We start from the raw sequence: 15,269 nt of genomic DNA on the forward strand, positions 1-15,269 counted from the left end.
AATAACGCAATGAATACAAAGGCCCATAAAAAAACTCTGGTTTTATAGACACGGCTACTAGGGTGCGCTTTTGGTAAAGCCATACCACAGTGGCAACAGACAGGAACGGGGTCGGTCAAATACCTCGCCGTTTTACTATCAAGTGTATTTTCAGTCTGGCAATACAAACAGGGAACTTTTTCAATCATTTAGGTCTCCTTTGCTTAATAAAGTCTAGTAAGAAGATTGGGTGAGCTGATGATATAAGTGTGGCAATTTTGTCGGTAACTGGCTTGGGTCAAAGATAACGCTGAAGCCATTATGGCCAAAAATATAAGGCAGGTATTGGTCAGCCTTTTGATCTATGGTGATACAAAATGGAATGAGTCCAAGGCGGCGGGCAGCGATAATCGCTTGCTTGGTATCTTCAATGCCATATCGACCTTCGTAATTATCGATATCATTCGGCTTGCCATCAGTCAAAATAAGCAGCAACTTTCGGTGGTGTGTTTGTTCCGCCAAAATATTGCTCGCTTGGCGGATGGCGGCACCCATTCGGGTATAAAAGCCTGGCCGCAAACTTAGGATCCTGCCACGTATATGATCATTGTAGGGTTCGGCAAAGTTCTTTAATAGTGTAAACCTAACGTGATGGCGCTTTACCGATGAGAAACCATACAGCGCAAATGGATCGCCCACAGCCGCCAAAGCTTCACTGAATAGCAGCATGCTGTCCTTGATGACATCAATGACCCTAAGTTGGTTATTGATGTAGGCATCTGTCGACATAGACAGATCCGAGAGTAACAAGCAGCTTATGTCACGCTGGCAGTTCTGAAACCTAACGTAGAGTCCAGTTTCTTGCGCCATAGAGGTCTGACTTTCAATATGGAAATCCAACCAAGCGGTTAAATCAATTTCATCTCCGCTCGGCTGAGATTTTTGCCAGTTTTTAATACTTTGCAGTTGCTGGAATTGTTGGCGGATCTTTTTGGCAGCTGAGTCTAATGACCGCGGCAATGGCTGCGGCTTACTGTCGCGGGGCAACATAGGTTGTAATAGACAACGCTCAGCCACCAGTTGATTCGATTTGTAATTCCACTCTGGCAGCGTAATGCCTTTCCCTAAGGGCAAGTCATCCTCAATTGCAGAAGGTAAGTCGAGATCTATTTTAAGCTTGGCGGTTTTTTGCTTTGAGCCCTTTGCCACCGTAATAATATCAAGGTCTTCAGCCACTCTTTGGGCATCATCGTCTTCGGTGTCGTCCTCTGCGCGATTCACCCTAGAAAACTCGCTCCACGAGAACAAGTTTTCTAAGCGAAAAACCATCAGACTGTCTTTGGTGTCATCTTCTTCTATTCGCTGTGATTTTTTTCTAGCCTGTACGCTTTGCTGCTTAGTTGCCGCGGATGAACCTTGCTCTTCTTGGCAATCAATATCTGCCGCGCTAAAGGGGTTATCTTTGACGTTCTCATTGGGGTACAACCAGATATAAATGGCTTGAGGTGCATAGTGTGCAACCGGAAATTCAATAATAGATCCAGGGTGGGTTATTGCTTGGATCACTGCCCGTTCGAGCGGTTGTAAGGATTTAGGCAATGCTTCAACAGGAACTCGTTGCTTGAGTATTGCTGTCACCAGTCGTTGATAACGAGGCCTTAGAGCGGGGCATTTATTGAGTACTTTGGCTACGACAGCTTGATTGTCTCTGGCCCAGTGGGTGAACTGCTCTGGGTAATGCGGGGCAAGGGCAGCAAGCCAGAGGTAGAGTTCTTTATTGAGTTGTGGTGTATCAAAAATAGCGATGGATTGCGGCAGACGAAGGCTGGTTTCGTCTTGCCAAGCAAGGCTGACTTGTTGTTTGGCGCCAGAAATTTTATCGATAAAATTTCTATGAGCATAATAATCACGCGGCACTGCGGCTTCGACGCGTTTTGTCGGTGAGCCTCCTAGTGCGCGAAAAATCACCCCAACGGATTTCTTGATATCATCAAATTGAACTCGGGCATGATCAAATTCAGTGTTGCTCTTTTGCACAATGAACTTATGCCAAATACTTCCCACCCATTCTTCCATTTTAGTTTATGTGCCTCCATGGTGATAAAAATAGGGGGGAACTAGCGGCAATAACGACTCCGCGATAACTCTATTCGATTAAAGCAGTCCATTGTTCAGTTCGCTATTTAGCGACCTTTCTATCGACAATAAAGTTACACATATAGGTTATTAAGCCGATCAAAAATATGACCCCCGTCGCTTCTCGTGCCCAATAGAAAATTGATAATTTATCTTGGGTTTCCATAAAGCTGAGTGCTTCGCCGCCTTCAGGTAGACGTTGTAACCAGACCTGCAATACCCCAGCTCCAGTTAAGAACAGCGTAATGAAGACCATGGCAACCGTCATTAGCCAGAATCCCCACATTTCAAGTACTTGCGCTTTTTTACTCGATGCTTCGCCGATACCGCGTAACTTCGGCATAGCATAGGAAATAATGGTGAGTACTATCATTGCATAGGCACCGTAAAACGCCATATGGGCATGTGCCGCAGTGATTTGGGTACCGTGAGTGTAGAAATTAACCGGTGCCAATGTATGTAAAAATCCCCACACACCAGCGCCCAGAAATGCCATCACTGCCGTTCCTAACGCCCACAGCGTGGCGGCTTTGTTTGGATGTTCTCGGCGGCGGTTATTGACCATGTTGAATGCATACAGCACCATGGCAAAGAAAGGTAAAGGTTCTAACGCGGAGAATACCGAACCCACCCATTGCCAGTATTCTGGGGTGGCTAACCAAAAAAAGTGATGCCCAGTTCCCAGTAGTCCGGAGATCAATGCCATCGCCACAATTACATACAGCCATTTCTCAATAATTTCCCGGTCAACACCAGTGATCTTGATCAGTATAAAGGCGAGGATCGCACCCATAATTAATTCCCACACGCCTTCCACCCAGAGGTGGACCACAAACCACCAATAGAATTTATCCATAGCAATGTTGGACGGATTGTAGAAAGAAAACAGGAAAAAGACAGCCAGACCAATTAGCCCGGTGAGCAGTACCATGTTTATCACCGTTTTTCGGCCGCGCAACATGGTCATGCCGATATTGAACAGAAAACCGAGACAGACGATAACAATGCCAATTTTAGTAATTGTGGGCTGCTCTAAGAACTCCCGCCCCATCGTCGGGAAATACTCATTTCCCGTGATCTCAGCCAATCTTGAATAGGGCACCAACAAATAACCCAACACTGTGAGTGTGGCAGCAACTGCAAATACCCAGAAAAGCAGGATAGCGAGTTTAGGGCTATACAATTCGGTTTCAGACTCTTCGGGAACAAGGAAATAAGCGGCACCCATAAAGCCAAATAATAGCCAAACGATGAGTAAGTTAGTATGCACCATTCGAGCAACGTTAAAGGGAATGATCCCCGCGAGAAAATCTCCTACGACATATTGCAAGCCCATCACCAAGCCAAATAGAATTTGTCCGGTAAACAAAATAAGCGCAAATATAAAGTAAGGTGTCGCAACTGATTGAGATTGAAATTTTAAAGTGCTCATTGCTTAACCCTCAATGTTCGGTGGCCAGCTGTTAACATCTATTTCAGCGGTGAATTTCAAGAACTCTGCCAAATCGTTAACCTGTTGTTCCGTTAAGTTAAATTGAGGCATTTGTCGACGTCCAGGGATACCGAGAGGTTGAATTTTCATCCAACCTTGCATAAAGCCTTTAAATGCATCGAGATCACCGCCACCGCGGCGATAAAAAACATTTCCCAACTCTGGCGCATAATAAGCGCCTTCACCAATGAGTGTATGGCAACCAATACAGTTGTTGTCTTCCCATACGGCTTTACCGTTTACAACGGCTTGGGTGAGGTTCTCTCGATGATCAGATTTGGGCATTTCTCTGGTGGTATGCATAGCGAGGCCGGCAAACAATAGTAGAAAAAACACACTGCCGCCATAGTATATATTTCGAGCCATACCTTTCGTAAAAGTGTCTGACATATTGCTATCCCTTATACTTACTTACTTTAACTTTTGGTCAAAGATTAGCTAAAAGGTCAACTAAGTGTAGTGCACACTGAATTATTCACTGGAATTATTAGACATAATCGACACAGGGACATGACACTGCTTGTAATCAGAGTTGTTTAGCTTGGTTTTTTTGATCAAATATCTCCCTAGAAAAGCCTATTCCAGGCTGTTGCCCCAGTTATTCTGATACTCTAACAATTAACCACCAGGGGAACAGGCTTGATGATCCTATGACTTTGTTCATCACCAGCCACATAGCAAGTTTTTGGGGACTGTTAAATGCTAATTGATACTGCTAAAGTTGATGCGATGATGGAGGGGTATCTACAATACTCAATAGAAATGTGTCACTTTGGTCTTGTTCAGTAAGCTTTTTTATAAAATGAAAATGGGTGACTTGGTTAAGCGTAAAAATGACACAAAGCGAGAAAAATTCTTCCTCTTTGCTTTTCCAATATAAGGGGGGCGTGAAGGTCGTAGCTGAGAGTGGATCATAGTATTTGATCGCTGGACAATAGAGGATAAATTTTTAAACGTCATTTATCCATTCGGCTGATGGTGTGATGGAGCACCTATGCCAAGGAATAAGCCTTCAAAACTGACGTTGCCGCCATAGCCTGCGACTTCAGGTAAAAGAGGTGGTCAATAAGTTAACTCAGGGACTCAGTAACGCTGCCTCTGTGTTGGAAGTGTTAGATTGTAAAAAAATATCAACATGGGTTATTAACAGGAGTGAATTATGGATATAACAGGCTTATTGATTACGTTAGCCATTGGCGCATTAGCCGGCTGGTTGGCTGGGACGTTAATGAAAGGGATGGGCTTTGGTCTACTCGGTAATATCGTAGTCGGTATTGTAGGGGCAGTGGTCGGGGGGTTTGTATTTAGTTTACTAGGCATTTCTATGGGAGGGCTACTGGGTTCAATTATTACCGCAACGGCGGGTGCTGTCATCTTGTTATTTGTTGTTGGCCTTATTAAAAAGCTATAGCAAGCTAACATATACCCAAACGACCTCGAAATGCAGGGTTGTGTATGTCCAGAAGAGACCGAGTTCAAGGTGCTAGGAATAGGGCAGCCTTCGGTCTGCTAGGTTCTAGGGTCGCTGCGCTCACGGATAGAGCGGTCTGGCACCTAGGCCCTTGGCTTGTCATATCAGGGCTAGCGACAGCTTCGCTGCTAAGATTTTATAGGATCTCGCCGCGCAGCGTCCTAGCAGCGTAGCGATCTAGGCTCTTGCGATACAGTCTCTTCAATCACTGTCTTGTCCAGTTATCCTTCGGGAGCGCTGAAAAGAGCATGTTGAAGTGGCTTGGGTATAAGTACTCAAAAACGCAAACTGCTATAGCATAACCATGACAACACTATTGTGAGCCGATACAACACGCCTTATGAGTATTGTTCTGAATATGAATATGTGTATGAGTAAATCGGCCTCTTTTGTTGGTTTACTTCAGCCATAGTGGTCATGGTTAATTATCTAGGGCTCAATTTACTGAGAAATGAGCTCTATGTATGTGCCTGAATAAACAAAGACTATCGCAATGGATGCTGAAAGAGACTATGTTATTGATTATAAATGTGACTTGGTCGTCTTTAGTTATCATTATGGCTTAGATCAAACTCACTGATAAATGTATCAGTGTTCGGCGTTATACCACTTAGTGTAGTGATAGGAGGACCACATGCTTCGATGGACTATTTTACTTTTTAGCATAATCGTTTGCTTGAATGTGACCGCTGCTACTAACCTGACCTCATTGAGTGACAAGGGGATTGATAGCTGGGAACCCAAAGAATTCTCAGGTGAATCAATTTACACCATAGATGAATATAAAGGGCGCTTGGCGCTAAAAGCACTCAGTCATAATGCCGCATCAGGGTTAGTGTTAGAACAGCAAATTGATCTTACTGCAACGCCTTACCTAAACTGGAGTTGGTTAGTCGAAAAAACGCTGCTGCAGTTAGATGAGCGCAGTAAAAAAGGCGATGACTTTGTCGCTCGAATTTACGTGGTTATCGATGGTGGTTTTATGGTGTGGAAAACCAAATCATTAAACTATGTTTGGTCGAGTAATCAAGATAAAGACTTGGTTTGGGATAATGCGTTTGCTGGCTCAAGTGTCAAAATGATGTCTGTTCGAGGAAAAGAAGCGCAAAAGGGTCAGTGGTATCAAGAAAAACGCAATGTATACCAAGACTTGATTGATATTTTTGGTGATAAAGGCAGTGAGCAAGCGAACCAGAAAGCGTATAAATACATAGACATTATCGCGATTATGACCGATACCGATAATAGCGGCAAACAAGCCGAATCTTATTATGGTGACATAGTATTCAGTGCAATGTAGCAACTTGTTAATCAGCGATTCAAATAGCATAAAATTAAATCAATACAATAATTTGCACTTATGTTTAGCTAGCGAGTCAGCCGGTAATTTTAGGGGTGGTAGACTACATTTAAAATATTGATTTGCATTTAAAGTATTGATTTACATTTTACATTTTACATTTTACATTTTACATTTTACATTTTAAGTTTTAATTTGCTTAATCATGGAAGATTTATGAACATCAAAAATTGGATTTGGAAGATATTCACAATATCGGTTATCTGTGTCTTGTTACTTAACCCAGAGTTAGTGTCTTTAGCTGTGCTTGTTGATGCTGTTGGGCTTGATTTATTGTTATTACTTATTGAAGTACAGATAGTGGCTGTTAGTGGCTATTATTTTCAAACTTGGTTTAAGCCAATATTGATGCCTGCCTATAAGTTATTAGGTAAAGTGGACCCTTACTTTTTCATCCCAACAAGGGCTTTAGTTGCCAAGTACCCGATGATTTTGTGCCATGCAGTGCCCTTTTTAATATTGCTCATTATCGGTGCAGCAGTCGTTAAACCTGTGATTGATACGGGTGATATTTGTTAAGTTACTATTGTTGAAAGCTAGAACTGGCTATGCGGCCTCGAGTAAGCCGCATTGCTTGTTTTATCGTTAAAGCAGTGGGCTGAATAAGTAAAAAAACTGTTCCACTAATCGTTTGATCAAAGGTCTTTTGCGCCACTGACGAGCATCCATTTTTATCGAGTTAGCCATATATTGATGTTGGACTTGACTGAGGGACTGAGTAAATTCTACATTGTCTACAGAAAGAGTGACTTCGAAGTTAAGCCACAGGCTGCGCATATCAAGGTTAACAGTACCGATTAGACTATGGTGCAGATCAATTACGACTGATTTTGTGTGCAGTAAGCCGCCAGCAAAACGATGAATATTTACGCCCGCATTAAGTAATTCACCAAAGAAAGGCCTGCTTGCCCATTCCACCATCAGTGAGTCGTTTTTGTCGGGTATGATTAAATTAACCTGCACACCACGCAAGGATGCAGCAGTCAACGCAAAGAGTAGGTTTTCACTGGGCACAAAATAAGGGCTGGTGATGGTGATGCTGTGTTTCGCTTGATAGATACTCAGCAATAAAACCTGCTGGATCATGTCCTCAGGCATGCCAGGTCCAGAAGGGATGACTTGAACCATGTCGGATGCTTTATCTTCATGGGGATAACATTTTGGAGGCTCAGGTAACATTCTTTGGTCGGTTTCGGTTTCCCAATCCCACGCGAAAATACAATTAAGCACTGGCACATTGGAGCCGGTGATCCTGACCATAACATCTATCCACTCACCCACTCCGGCACTTTGATTAAAAAACTTGGGATCAATGAGATTCATTGAACCGGTATAACCGATTTGGTTGTCTATCACGACTATTTTACGGTGAAGTCGGATGTCGAGCCGGCGGAATAACATACGTACAAGAGAAACGGATAGCGCCGAAATAATAATTATGCCTGCATCGCGCATCAATTTTGGCCACTTGCTGTTAAAAAATGTTCGGCTTCCTGCTGCATCTAATAAGATTTTTACTGCCACATCACGTTGAGCGGCTTGGATAAGGACTTGGGCAACTTGGTCAGCAAGTCCGCCGGGATGCCAAATATAGAACTCTACATGAACCGACGTCTGTGCTTGTTGGATATCTTGGATCAGGGTAGTTAAAATTGTGTCGGGTGATGATTTAAGCGTGAGTTGATTATTGGATAATGTCGGGATCCCGAGGCGTTTTTCGCATAATTGGCTTATGGTAATGGTGTAATCATTTAAATTTTGCGGACGATATTGCTGGGTAGTGAAAAGCCGGCTAAGCCATTTCCGATAGGGGATATACATTTCTTTGGCTCTGGCTGCGCGCTTCTTACCAAGGTTCAGCTCGCCAACGAGAAAATAAAGCACAATGCCTATGATGGGGACCACATAGATTAGCATCATCCAAGCTAAGGATACGCCCACAGAGCGCCGTTTATAGACAATACGAGTGGTGATCCCGGCAATGATCAGCCAATAGGCTAACACGCTGATTAACGTTAATACTTTGTAAAGCTCAACCATAGCAAGCCAGTGGATCAATCATGCAGAAAAAGATATATTTATCATATCAGGTTTCAAACTATTTGATCTACCATCTACCATCTACCATCTACCACCTGCCATCTGTACGGCTGGGTATATCAAACAGTTTGTTTTATTATAAAGGTGCTAGTCTTAATCAAACGGGTGTTAACCAAGCTCAAGCATAACGTTCAAACATCACCCGTAAAATGAATAGAGGTATCGTCAATCGGCATTTTTCGCTCAAAGCCAACATCAATACCAAGATTGCAACCAAAGCACAAGCTGCTAGGGCTTGCTCGATGGGGGAGTCTTGTTATCGTCATATTAATAATGACGACAGTAGTGGTTGTGCCATTGTTTATTCAGTTTGCGACTAAACCTCAGGTGATTAATAGTGAGCAAGAGTCGTTTGCTGCTCAATGTGTTGATGCCATACCTAAAGCCAATTTGGATATGGATGGTCAACTGGCTGTCGCGAGCTGGAATATCTATAAACAGCAAAATGCAGGCTGGCAAACGCTGTTAAGCCAACTGGCCAAGCAGAATCAATTATTGTTGCTGCAAGAGGTTAAGTTATCTGACAATTTTCAACAGTGGCGCCAACAAAACCAGCAGCAATTGGCGATGGTACAAGCCTTTCGTCAAGGTGATATACCGCTTGGTGTAATGAATATGTCTGAAGTTGCAGCGAGTCAAAGTTGTGGATATTTGACGGCCGAACCCCTAATTCAATTTCCCAAGTCGAGTCTGTTAAGTTACTTCCCCTTGTCCAATGGTGAAACCTTGCTAGTGGCAAATCTACACAGTATTAACTTTGAATACGCTCTAGATAGTTACACTGAGCAGTTACAGCAGCTGTTACCGGCATTGAGAGCCCACAAAGGCCCAATCATTTTCGGTGGTGATTTAAATACATGGCGCTCCGCTAGATTGTCCATGCTAGCTCAGACGACAAAGGCATTAGGGTTGAAAGAGGTAACACCAGCAGAAGACACCCGAACAACTGTGATGGGCTACCCCATTGACCACCTTTATTTCCGGGGACTGACGTTAGAGTCTGCAAGGGTGATCACCACCCAAACATCGGATCATCATCCTTTGTTGGCACAGTTTAGATTAGGCGAAAGTTAAACCACATAGCTTATGGTGATTTTGGTTTTTTGGTTTTTTGGTTTTTTTGCGAACAGTGCTCACTATGGTTAAATTATTAACGTATTAATAAAAATTAAGTAAAATTAAAAATTCGAATGTAGAAAACACAGCGTTTTAAATCGTTCACGTTTAAATCTCAATAGGGAACGCCTACAAAGTTTACCCATGGTGTGTCATTTTTTGCTCACGTTATCACGGTAAGAGCATAATATTACATTATGCTCTCCCTGCTATTCTCTTCATTTTGGTACATCTGAATCTTATCTTTAAGTCGTTTTTCGAGTAAAAAAGTGTTGTGTCACTGCTTTATCTAATCTGTAGAGAAAACCCCGTGATCAGAGCGAAGCGAAGTCGCGGGGTAATTTATCTTATTACTTCTTATTAAACATAGCTTGACCAGTTTTATCCTTATCGGACCAAAAATTAATATTGAATTGTGCATCAGGGCTTAATTCAATGCGGTGCCAGTACTCTGGCGGGCTGGTGGCAAACTGGCCAGCATTAATCACTACTTTCACTTCTGGCTCAGTCGCTTCGCTGTCTGCAAAACCAAAATACGTGACTACACCTTCCATCACACATAATTGGCCGAAGACACCTTCAGCGGTATTGTGGTGGTTAAGTAGCGCATCAGGCACATTTTTAGTGGTGAAAAATGGGGTAGAGCGTTGAATGGTCCAGTTTGCTGGAATACGTTGATGAGACATCATTCTCTCCTAAATTGATACATTAGCAGGCTTAGTTGAGCCTACTGGTTTAAATACTAAATACTAAATACTAAATACTAAAGATTAGCTGGCAAGGCTCTCAGCAGTGGAAAGGTGTTTTTCATGTGTCCTTCTGTTACCACAAAGCCGATGATCTCTTTTTGCTCGTTATACGCTTTTACTGAGCAACCTAAAGCATCAATATCAACCTGCCAGGATGCAACATCTATGACGGTATTACCGCCTAATTGGATAGGCATTTGCGGCGTTTTAACTTTGACCAGCATAGCAGGCAGTTTCAAATCTGTCGGTTGGCCTAATAAGGTTTTCGCTAACGCATTGGCGCTTAACATAATCGGCTGCAGGTAGGACATCACCTTGCCGTTTATCTCGGCGCAGTCTCCCAAGGCATACACATTATTAACTGAGGTTTGCAGCTGCTGATTAACCACCAAGCCGTTGTTGACCTTGAATCCCGACTTTTGAGCTAAACCCACATTAGCCTTTAACCCCGCCGCTGAAATGACACAATCAACAATATGTGTTTTACCCGAGCTGAGTGTGGCACAAATTCCTGATCCGGTTTGGTTTAAGGAGCTAATGGTGCGGCCAAACTCAAATTCAACACCTGTTTCGGTCATCTTCTTTTGTAATACACTGGCGACTATATCTGGCAGCATCGTTGCCATAAGGCCGTTGCTTGGATCTACAACTACTACGCTTTTACCGCAACGGTTAAGATCCATTGCTATTTCAGTACCGATAATGCCGGCGCCAATCACTAAAATCCGCTGCGCATTCTGTAGCTGCAGCTGCGCAGTTTCAAACTCGCGCAAACTATTTAAGGTGATCACCTTGTCGGTTGCATTACCAAGCATCGGTGGAACAAATGTTTTTGCCCCCGTTGCCAGCACCAATTTTGTGTAAGGGTAGGCGACACCTTTAACAAATACCGCCTGTTGATCGCTATCAATGCAGTCAACCTGAGTAAAAGCATGCAGAGTAATATTATTCTCAGAGGCAAATTCCTGCGCACTGAGGCGAATTAAATCCGCACTGCTTTGTTGATTACTAAATACATGGCTCAAATCAGGCTTATTATAATCGTGGCCCTCATCGAGGGTAAAAACAGTTATAGGTATGTGCTGATCTGTGCGCCTAATGGTTTTGATTAACTGATATGAGCCAAAGCCGCTACCAATAATGATGATGGGTGCACTCATGATACTTTCCTTGCTTCAATAGGGATAAATACCTCTTTGCCAAGGCCGCAATCTGGACAGAGAAAGACATCTGGTACTTCGCTCCACGGTGTTCCTGGTTCAACATCTTGATTAGGTTCGCCCAATACTGGCTCATAAACCCAGTTACACACAGTGCATAACATATTTTGTGAATCATCAATTGCCGAAGCAGCCCCGCATTCAGGTTTACTTTCCCGAGACTTAGTTGCTGGCTTAGCGGTGGCAGTGGCTTGATTGTTTTTGGCTAGGGATGCTGGTGAAATGGATTTAACATTACTAAGATCATGCCATGCCCAGTTTTTGGCAATCTGTCGCCCATGGTCGCGGCATTCGCGCATGGCTTTACCATCAGGTCGCCATTTTGCTTTTAGGCCCACAATCGTATCAAATCCGGCATCGGTAAGACGGGTGTGAATACGATCGACCGCACCGCCGTTCCAACCGTAGCTGCCAAAGGCACCGGCTTTTTTATCTTTAAAACGCAGGCCGGTGATCTCTTCTAGCATCCCAGCGACTTTCGGCATCATCACATTATTCATGGTAGATGAACCCACTAATATGCCTTTAGAGCGGAACACATTGGCTAAGATGTCATTTTTATCATGGCGGGCCACATTAAAGACTTTAACTGACACCCCAGGATCAACATCGTGGATCCCCTGAGCAATGGCATCAGCCATCATGCGGGTATTATTAGACATTGAATCATAAAAAATAGTGATCCTGTCTTCCTGATAATTATCTGCCCATTGCAGATATTGATGAATAATCTGGGTAGGGTCATCGCGCCACACTACGCCATGGGCGGTGGCAATAATATCAACTGGCAGATTAAAGCTCAGCACCTCGTTAATTTTAGCGGTAACCAGTGAGCTAAACGGAGTTAAAATATTGGAGTAATAACGTAAACATTGGTCCATCAATTCAATCTGATCAACCTCATCGTTAAACAGATGCTCATCGCAGTAATGTTGACCGAATGCATCGTTACTAAACAATACGGCATCCTCGGTTAGATAGGTCATCATACTGTCTGGCCAATGCAGCATAGGCGTTTCAATAAACACCAACTGCTTGCCGTTACCGATATCTAGCGTGTCGCCGGTTTTGACAATATTGAAATGCCACTCTGGATGATGATGTAAGCCAGTAATGGAATCGATAGCATTTTCGGTACAGTAAATCGGGGTATTAGGGATTTTAGCCATCAGAGCCGCTAACGCGCCTGAATGATCTTCTTCAGCATGATTAATAACAATGTAATCAATCTTATCTAGGTCAATTTCCATCTCAAGATTTTGAATAAACTGCAGGCTGAAGCGATGATCAACGGTATCGATTAAGACATTTTTTTGCTCACGGATAAGGTAACTGTTATAACTCGTCCCTTTGGTTGTTTTATATTCAGTGCCATGAAAATCCAATATTTCCCAATCACGTTGGCCAACCCAGTCGATATTACTTTTAATGTGAATTGTCATATTTACACCTGTATTAAATTGAAAAGTTACAAATTCATAAAGTTAAATATTTTAATGCAGACTGCATGCCAACTAGTTAAGTAACTGATTAATTGGGTAATTATTTAAATTAAAGTTTAGTCGTTGTCATATTAACAACTCTAAAAGGTGTCTTAATAACACCCGCGTGTCAAAATGACACGTTCAAGGTAGTGTCCTCTCAAGAGTCTAATAAAGACCTGATCACTGGCCGCCTAGTCTTTGGTCACCCTTACTTGCTTGGCGGTAATGAATCATGGCTAGACCAAGACACATGATAGTGAGCTAGACGAGACTCCTTATGGTAATAACCGTGAGTAAGCAGGCCGCTTTTCTGATGTAAACCTGAAACATTGCTCAGAATTCATTATGTAATGTTAATTATCTAGAGCTCACTCTATTGAAAAAGCCCCCCAATTGAGTACCTGAATAGTCCTAAAATGTATCGCAATAAATGCTGAAAGAGGCTATGTTATTGATTAAAGTAATAGCTTGGCTAATTTGTTAAGCTTGGTCAGCAAGGAGTAGAGTTGCTCGATAATGTGAGGTGATGATATTCCTCATTTTCATTTAACATGTTAAGTGCTGGCAAGTCTCATACAAAGTGCGATGGTTTTTATTGGATTCTAAGGATGATTTACTAAAAAGGCTCAATCTTAGGGAATGTGCTATTCTTTTCTAGAAACGTGTCATTTTTTTGCTAGCGTACATAGACACGATCTCTAGCGCTAGGATAAAAAACTATTGGAATAAGTAGATTTAGCGGGGGTGAAACTAATTACAAGCACAATAGTCATGGGAATTATCATTGCAAGACAACAGCCAAGACAATTTATTGATGATAATCGGTTGAATATACCCACGCTGTGGAACGCTAACACAGCGTCCGGAGATTGATGTTAACTGGCGATGATACCAACGTCGCATGGAATTATTTTTGCTTAAGAAATAAAAGTGTTATCTATGGTGGATGACTAACTTCCGCACAATAAGTTTAGTCGCCAAGAAGTGATCAAGCTTTACCCTAGTCGCTGGCAAATTGAACTGTTATTCAATGAATTTAAAAGTGATAGGATACCGAAAAAAGTTGTTACGCGTCAGCCACTTTTAGTCGAGGGGTTGATCTGGGAGAGCCTGCTGAGTTTGCCGATAAAGCGTGATATCGACCGTGTCGCTCAGCGGCGGTTTAAAATGCAATTATCCCAGCTATAAATGGCCAAAGTAATGCAATCTTGGTTTGAGTGGCTATTAAATCGCTACTAGGAAATTAATCAACAGAAGGTTTATGGAGGGATAACATTTATCACGGCAAATATCTGTCGAGGTTGAGTGTTAAATAATAATATAAACAATGGTTTGTGGTCAGTTCTGGAATATTTAAATGCTTAAAGTCCAGTGTATGTGCTAACAGTAAAATACTGCGATGTGTGCACCACAACTGTATTATAAGGAAATTATTCATTATGCTTAAACTTACATTGGTTTTAGTCACGAAGTTGACCATTCAGAGTAGAGCCTTTGCTGATCTTTTAAAGACGAGTCTAGATTGTGAGACCCGATTTATTAGTAATGAAATGGAACTGGAGAACCTCGATAGAGCATTAAATCCATTATTACTTGTTGATGTGGCTAACCTACCCAATATTGACGATCGTTGTTGGCAAATCCAGTTTGATACGAATCTTTCTCAAGTGCATATCGTTTTACTCAATACTTCTAAAAAATTCGATAAACAAGACTTACTCGATTGGCCAAATTGTTGCGGTATTTTTCCACAATCATCTTCACTGGTTTTATTGCTACAGGGGATGCGAAAAATTCTCGCCGGTGAATATTGGTTACCAAGAACTATGATGTGCCAGTTACTGCAACACTACCGAAAAGAAGATATACATCCTGAACAACCTATGGTCTCCCTCACTCGCCGTGAGTGCGATGTACTTAGATTAGTGACTGAATGTAAATCCAACATTGATATTGCCAATGCACTATTTGTGAGTGAGCACACGGTCAAATCACATCTTTATAAAGTATTTAAGAAAACGGAAGTTAAAAATCGTACCCAGGCAGCGAATTGGGCAAAGGATAACCCATCTGCATTTAAACAATTGCAAAGATACGACAATAAATAACCTCACTGAAGTGTTAAGCTGGGATCTTTTTACTGATCATGGTCGCATTTTTTA

12 protein-coding genes are annotated in these 15,269 nt (G+C 42.4%); 5 read left to right on the top strand and 7 right to left on the bottom strand.

Annotation, left to right across the window (positions count from 1 at the left end; genetic code table 11):
• Positions 1 to 213: 213 nt before the first annotated feature.
• The 3 genes from AAEZ02_RS09280 to AAEZ02_RS09290 all read right to left on the bottom strand — a co-directional run bounded on the left by AAEZ02_RS09280 (position 214) and on the right by AAEZ02_RS09290 (position 3,997).
• A complete protein-coding gene (locus AAEZ02_RS09280; RefSeq protein ID WP_124011734.1) occupies positions 214 to 2,055 on the bottom strand; it encodes a nitric oxide reductase activation protein NorD in 1,842 nt (613 codons plus the stop codon).
• Positions 2,056 to 2,158: 103 nt separating this feature from the next.
• Positions 2,159 to 3,547, bottom strand: a complete 1,389-nt coding sequence (locus tag AAEZ02_RS09285; RefSeq protein ID WP_124011733.1) for a cbb3-type cytochrome c oxidase subunit I — start codon at positions 3,545 to 3,547, stop codon at positions 2,159 to 2,161.
• A gap of 3 nt (positions 3,548 to 3,550) precedes the next feature.
• The gene (locus AAEZ02_RS09290; RefSeq protein WP_124011732.1) at positions 3,551 to 3,997 is read right to left on the bottom strand and encodes a c-type cytochrome; all 447 of its coding nucleotides are present in this window, start codon (positions 3,995 to 3,997) and stop codon (positions 3,551 to 3,553) included.
• 769 nt (positions 3,998 to 4,766) lie between these two features.
• Here AAEZ02_RS09290 and AAEZ02_RS09295 point away from each other — a divergent pair.
• The 3 genes from AAEZ02_RS09295 to AAEZ02_RS09305 all read left to right on the top strand — a co-directional run bounded on the left by AAEZ02_RS09295 (position 4,767) and on the right by AAEZ02_RS09305 (position 6,957).
• The gene (locus AAEZ02_RS09295) at positions 4,767 to 5,018 is read left to right on the top strand and encodes a GlsB/YeaQ/YmgE family stress response membrane protein (protein WP_101032025.1); all 252 of its coding nucleotides are present in this window, start codon (positions 4,767 to 4,769) and stop codon (positions 5,016 to 5,018) included.
• Positions 5,019 to 5,712: 694 nt separating this feature from the next.
• Positions 5,713 to 6,378, top strand: a complete 666-nt coding sequence (locus AAEZ02_RS09300; RefSeq protein WP_124011731.1) for a DUF3047 domain-containing protein — start codon at positions 5,713 to 5,715, stop codon at positions 6,376 to 6,378.
• 216 nt (positions 6,379 to 6,594) lie between these two features.
• On the top strand, positions 6,595 to 6,957 hold the full coding sequence (locus AAEZ02_RS09305; protein WP_124011730.1) for a hypothetical protein: 363 nt from the start codon (positions 6,595 to 6,597) through the stop codon (positions 6,955 to 6,957).
• A gap of 66 nt (positions 6,958 to 7,023) precedes the next feature.
• Here the strand turns inward: AAEZ02_RS09305 and cls are convergent, their stop codons facing one another.
• Entirely contained in the window at positions 7,024 to 8,478 is a 1,455-nt protein-coding gene (gene cls / locus AAEZ02_RS09310; RefSeq protein ID WP_124011729.1) for a cardiolipin synthase, read from the bottom strand.
• Positions 8,479 to 8,745: 267 nt separating this feature from the next.
• On the opposite strand from cls, the gene AAEZ02_RS09315 reads away from it, so the two are divergent.
• Positions 8,746 to 9,612: an endonuclease/exonuclease/phosphatase family protein gene (locus tag AAEZ02_RS09315; RefSeq protein ID WP_267898627.1), complete on the top strand. Its 867-nt coding sequence runs from the start codon at positions 8,746 to 8,748 to the stop codon at positions 9,610 to 9,612.
• Between the two features lie 392 nt (positions 9,613 to 10,004).
• Here the strand turns inward: AAEZ02_RS09315 and AAEZ02_RS09320 are convergent, their stop codons facing one another.
• The 3 genes from AAEZ02_RS09320 to norV form a co-directional block, all read right to left on the bottom strand.
• Positions 10,005 to 10,340, bottom strand: coding sequence for a TehB family protein (locus tag AAEZ02_RS09320; protein WP_101032020.1), 336 nt, complete (start codon positions 10,338 to 10,340; stop codon positions 10,005 to 10,007).
• 77 nt (positions 10,341 to 10,417) lie between these two features.
• Positions 10,418 to 11,563: an NADH:flavorubredoxin reductase NorW gene (gene norW / locus AAEZ02_RS09325; protein ID WP_124011727.1), complete on the bottom strand. Its 1,146-nt coding sequence runs from the start codon at positions 11,561 to 11,563 to the stop codon at positions 10,418 to 10,420.
• Positions 11,560 to 13,065, bottom strand: a complete 1,506-nt coding sequence (norV, locus tag AAEZ02_RS09330) for an anaerobic nitric oxide reductase flavorubredoxin (protein WP_351076049.1) — start codon at positions 13,063 to 13,065, stop codon at positions 11,560 to 11,562. The genes norW and norV overlap by 4 nt, the downstream gene beginning before the upstream one ends.
• Positions 13,066 to 14,546: 1,481 nt before the next feature.
• Here norV and AAEZ02_RS09335 point away from each other — a divergent pair.
• Entirely contained in the window at positions 14,547 to 15,215 is a 669-nt protein-coding gene (locus AAEZ02_RS09335) for a LuxR C-terminal-related transcriptional regulator (RefSeq protein ID WP_351076052.1), read from the top strand.
• Positions 15,216 to 15,269: the final 54 nt, after the last annotated feature.

The sequence above is a fragment of the Shewanella sp. T24-MNA-CIBAN-0130 genome (assembly GCF_040310185.1).
Taxonomy (GTDB): Bacteria; Pseudomonadota; Gammaproteobacteria; order Enterobacterales; family Shewanellaceae; genus Shewanella; species Shewanella psychromarinicola.

Bases quoted from the DNA above. Each gene is read 5' to 3' on its own strand.
- AAEZ02_RS09305 (WP_124011730.1), top strand. From the start codon at position 6,595: ATGAACATCAAAAATTGGATTTGGAAGATATTCACAATATCGGTTATC.
- cls (WP_124011729.1), bottom strand. From the start codon at position 8,478: ATGGTTGAGCTTTACAAAGTATTAACGTTAATCAGCGTGTTAGCCTAT.
- AAEZ02_RS09335 (WP_351076052.1), top strand. From the start codon at position 14,547: ATGCTTAAACTTACATTGGTTTTAGTCACGAAGTTGACCATTCAGAGT.
- AAEZ02_RS09285 (WP_124011733.1), bottom strand. From the start codon at position 3,547: ATGAGCACTTTAAAATTTCAATCTCAATCAGTTGCGACACCTTACTTT.
- AAEZ02_RS09320 (WP_101032020.1), bottom strand. From the start codon at position 10,340: ATGTCTCATCAACGTATTCCAGCAAACTGGACCATTCAACGCTCTACC.
- norW (WP_124011727.1), bottom strand. From the start codon at position 11,563: ATGAGTGCACCCATCATCATTATTGGTAGCGGCTTTGGCTCATATCAG.
- AAEZ02_RS09295 (WP_101032025.1), top strand. From the start codon at position 4,767: ATGGATATAACAGGCTTATTGATTACGTTAGCCATTGGCGCATTAGCC.
- AAEZ02_RS09280 (WP_124011734.1), bottom strand. From the start codon at position 2,055: ATGGAAGAATGGGTGGGAAGTATTTGGCATAAGTTCATTGTGCAAAAG.
- norV (WP_351076049.1), bottom strand. From the start codon at position 13,065: ATGACAATTCACATTAAAAGTAATATCGACTGGGTTGGCCAACGTGAT.
- AAEZ02_RS09300 (WP_124011731.1), top strand. From the start codon at position 5,713: ATGCTTCGATGGACTATTTTACTTTTTAGCATAATCGTTTGCTTGAAT.
- AAEZ02_RS09290 (WP_124011732.1), bottom strand. From the start codon at position 3,997: ATGTCAGACACTTTTACGAAAGGTATGGCTCGAAATATATACTATGGC.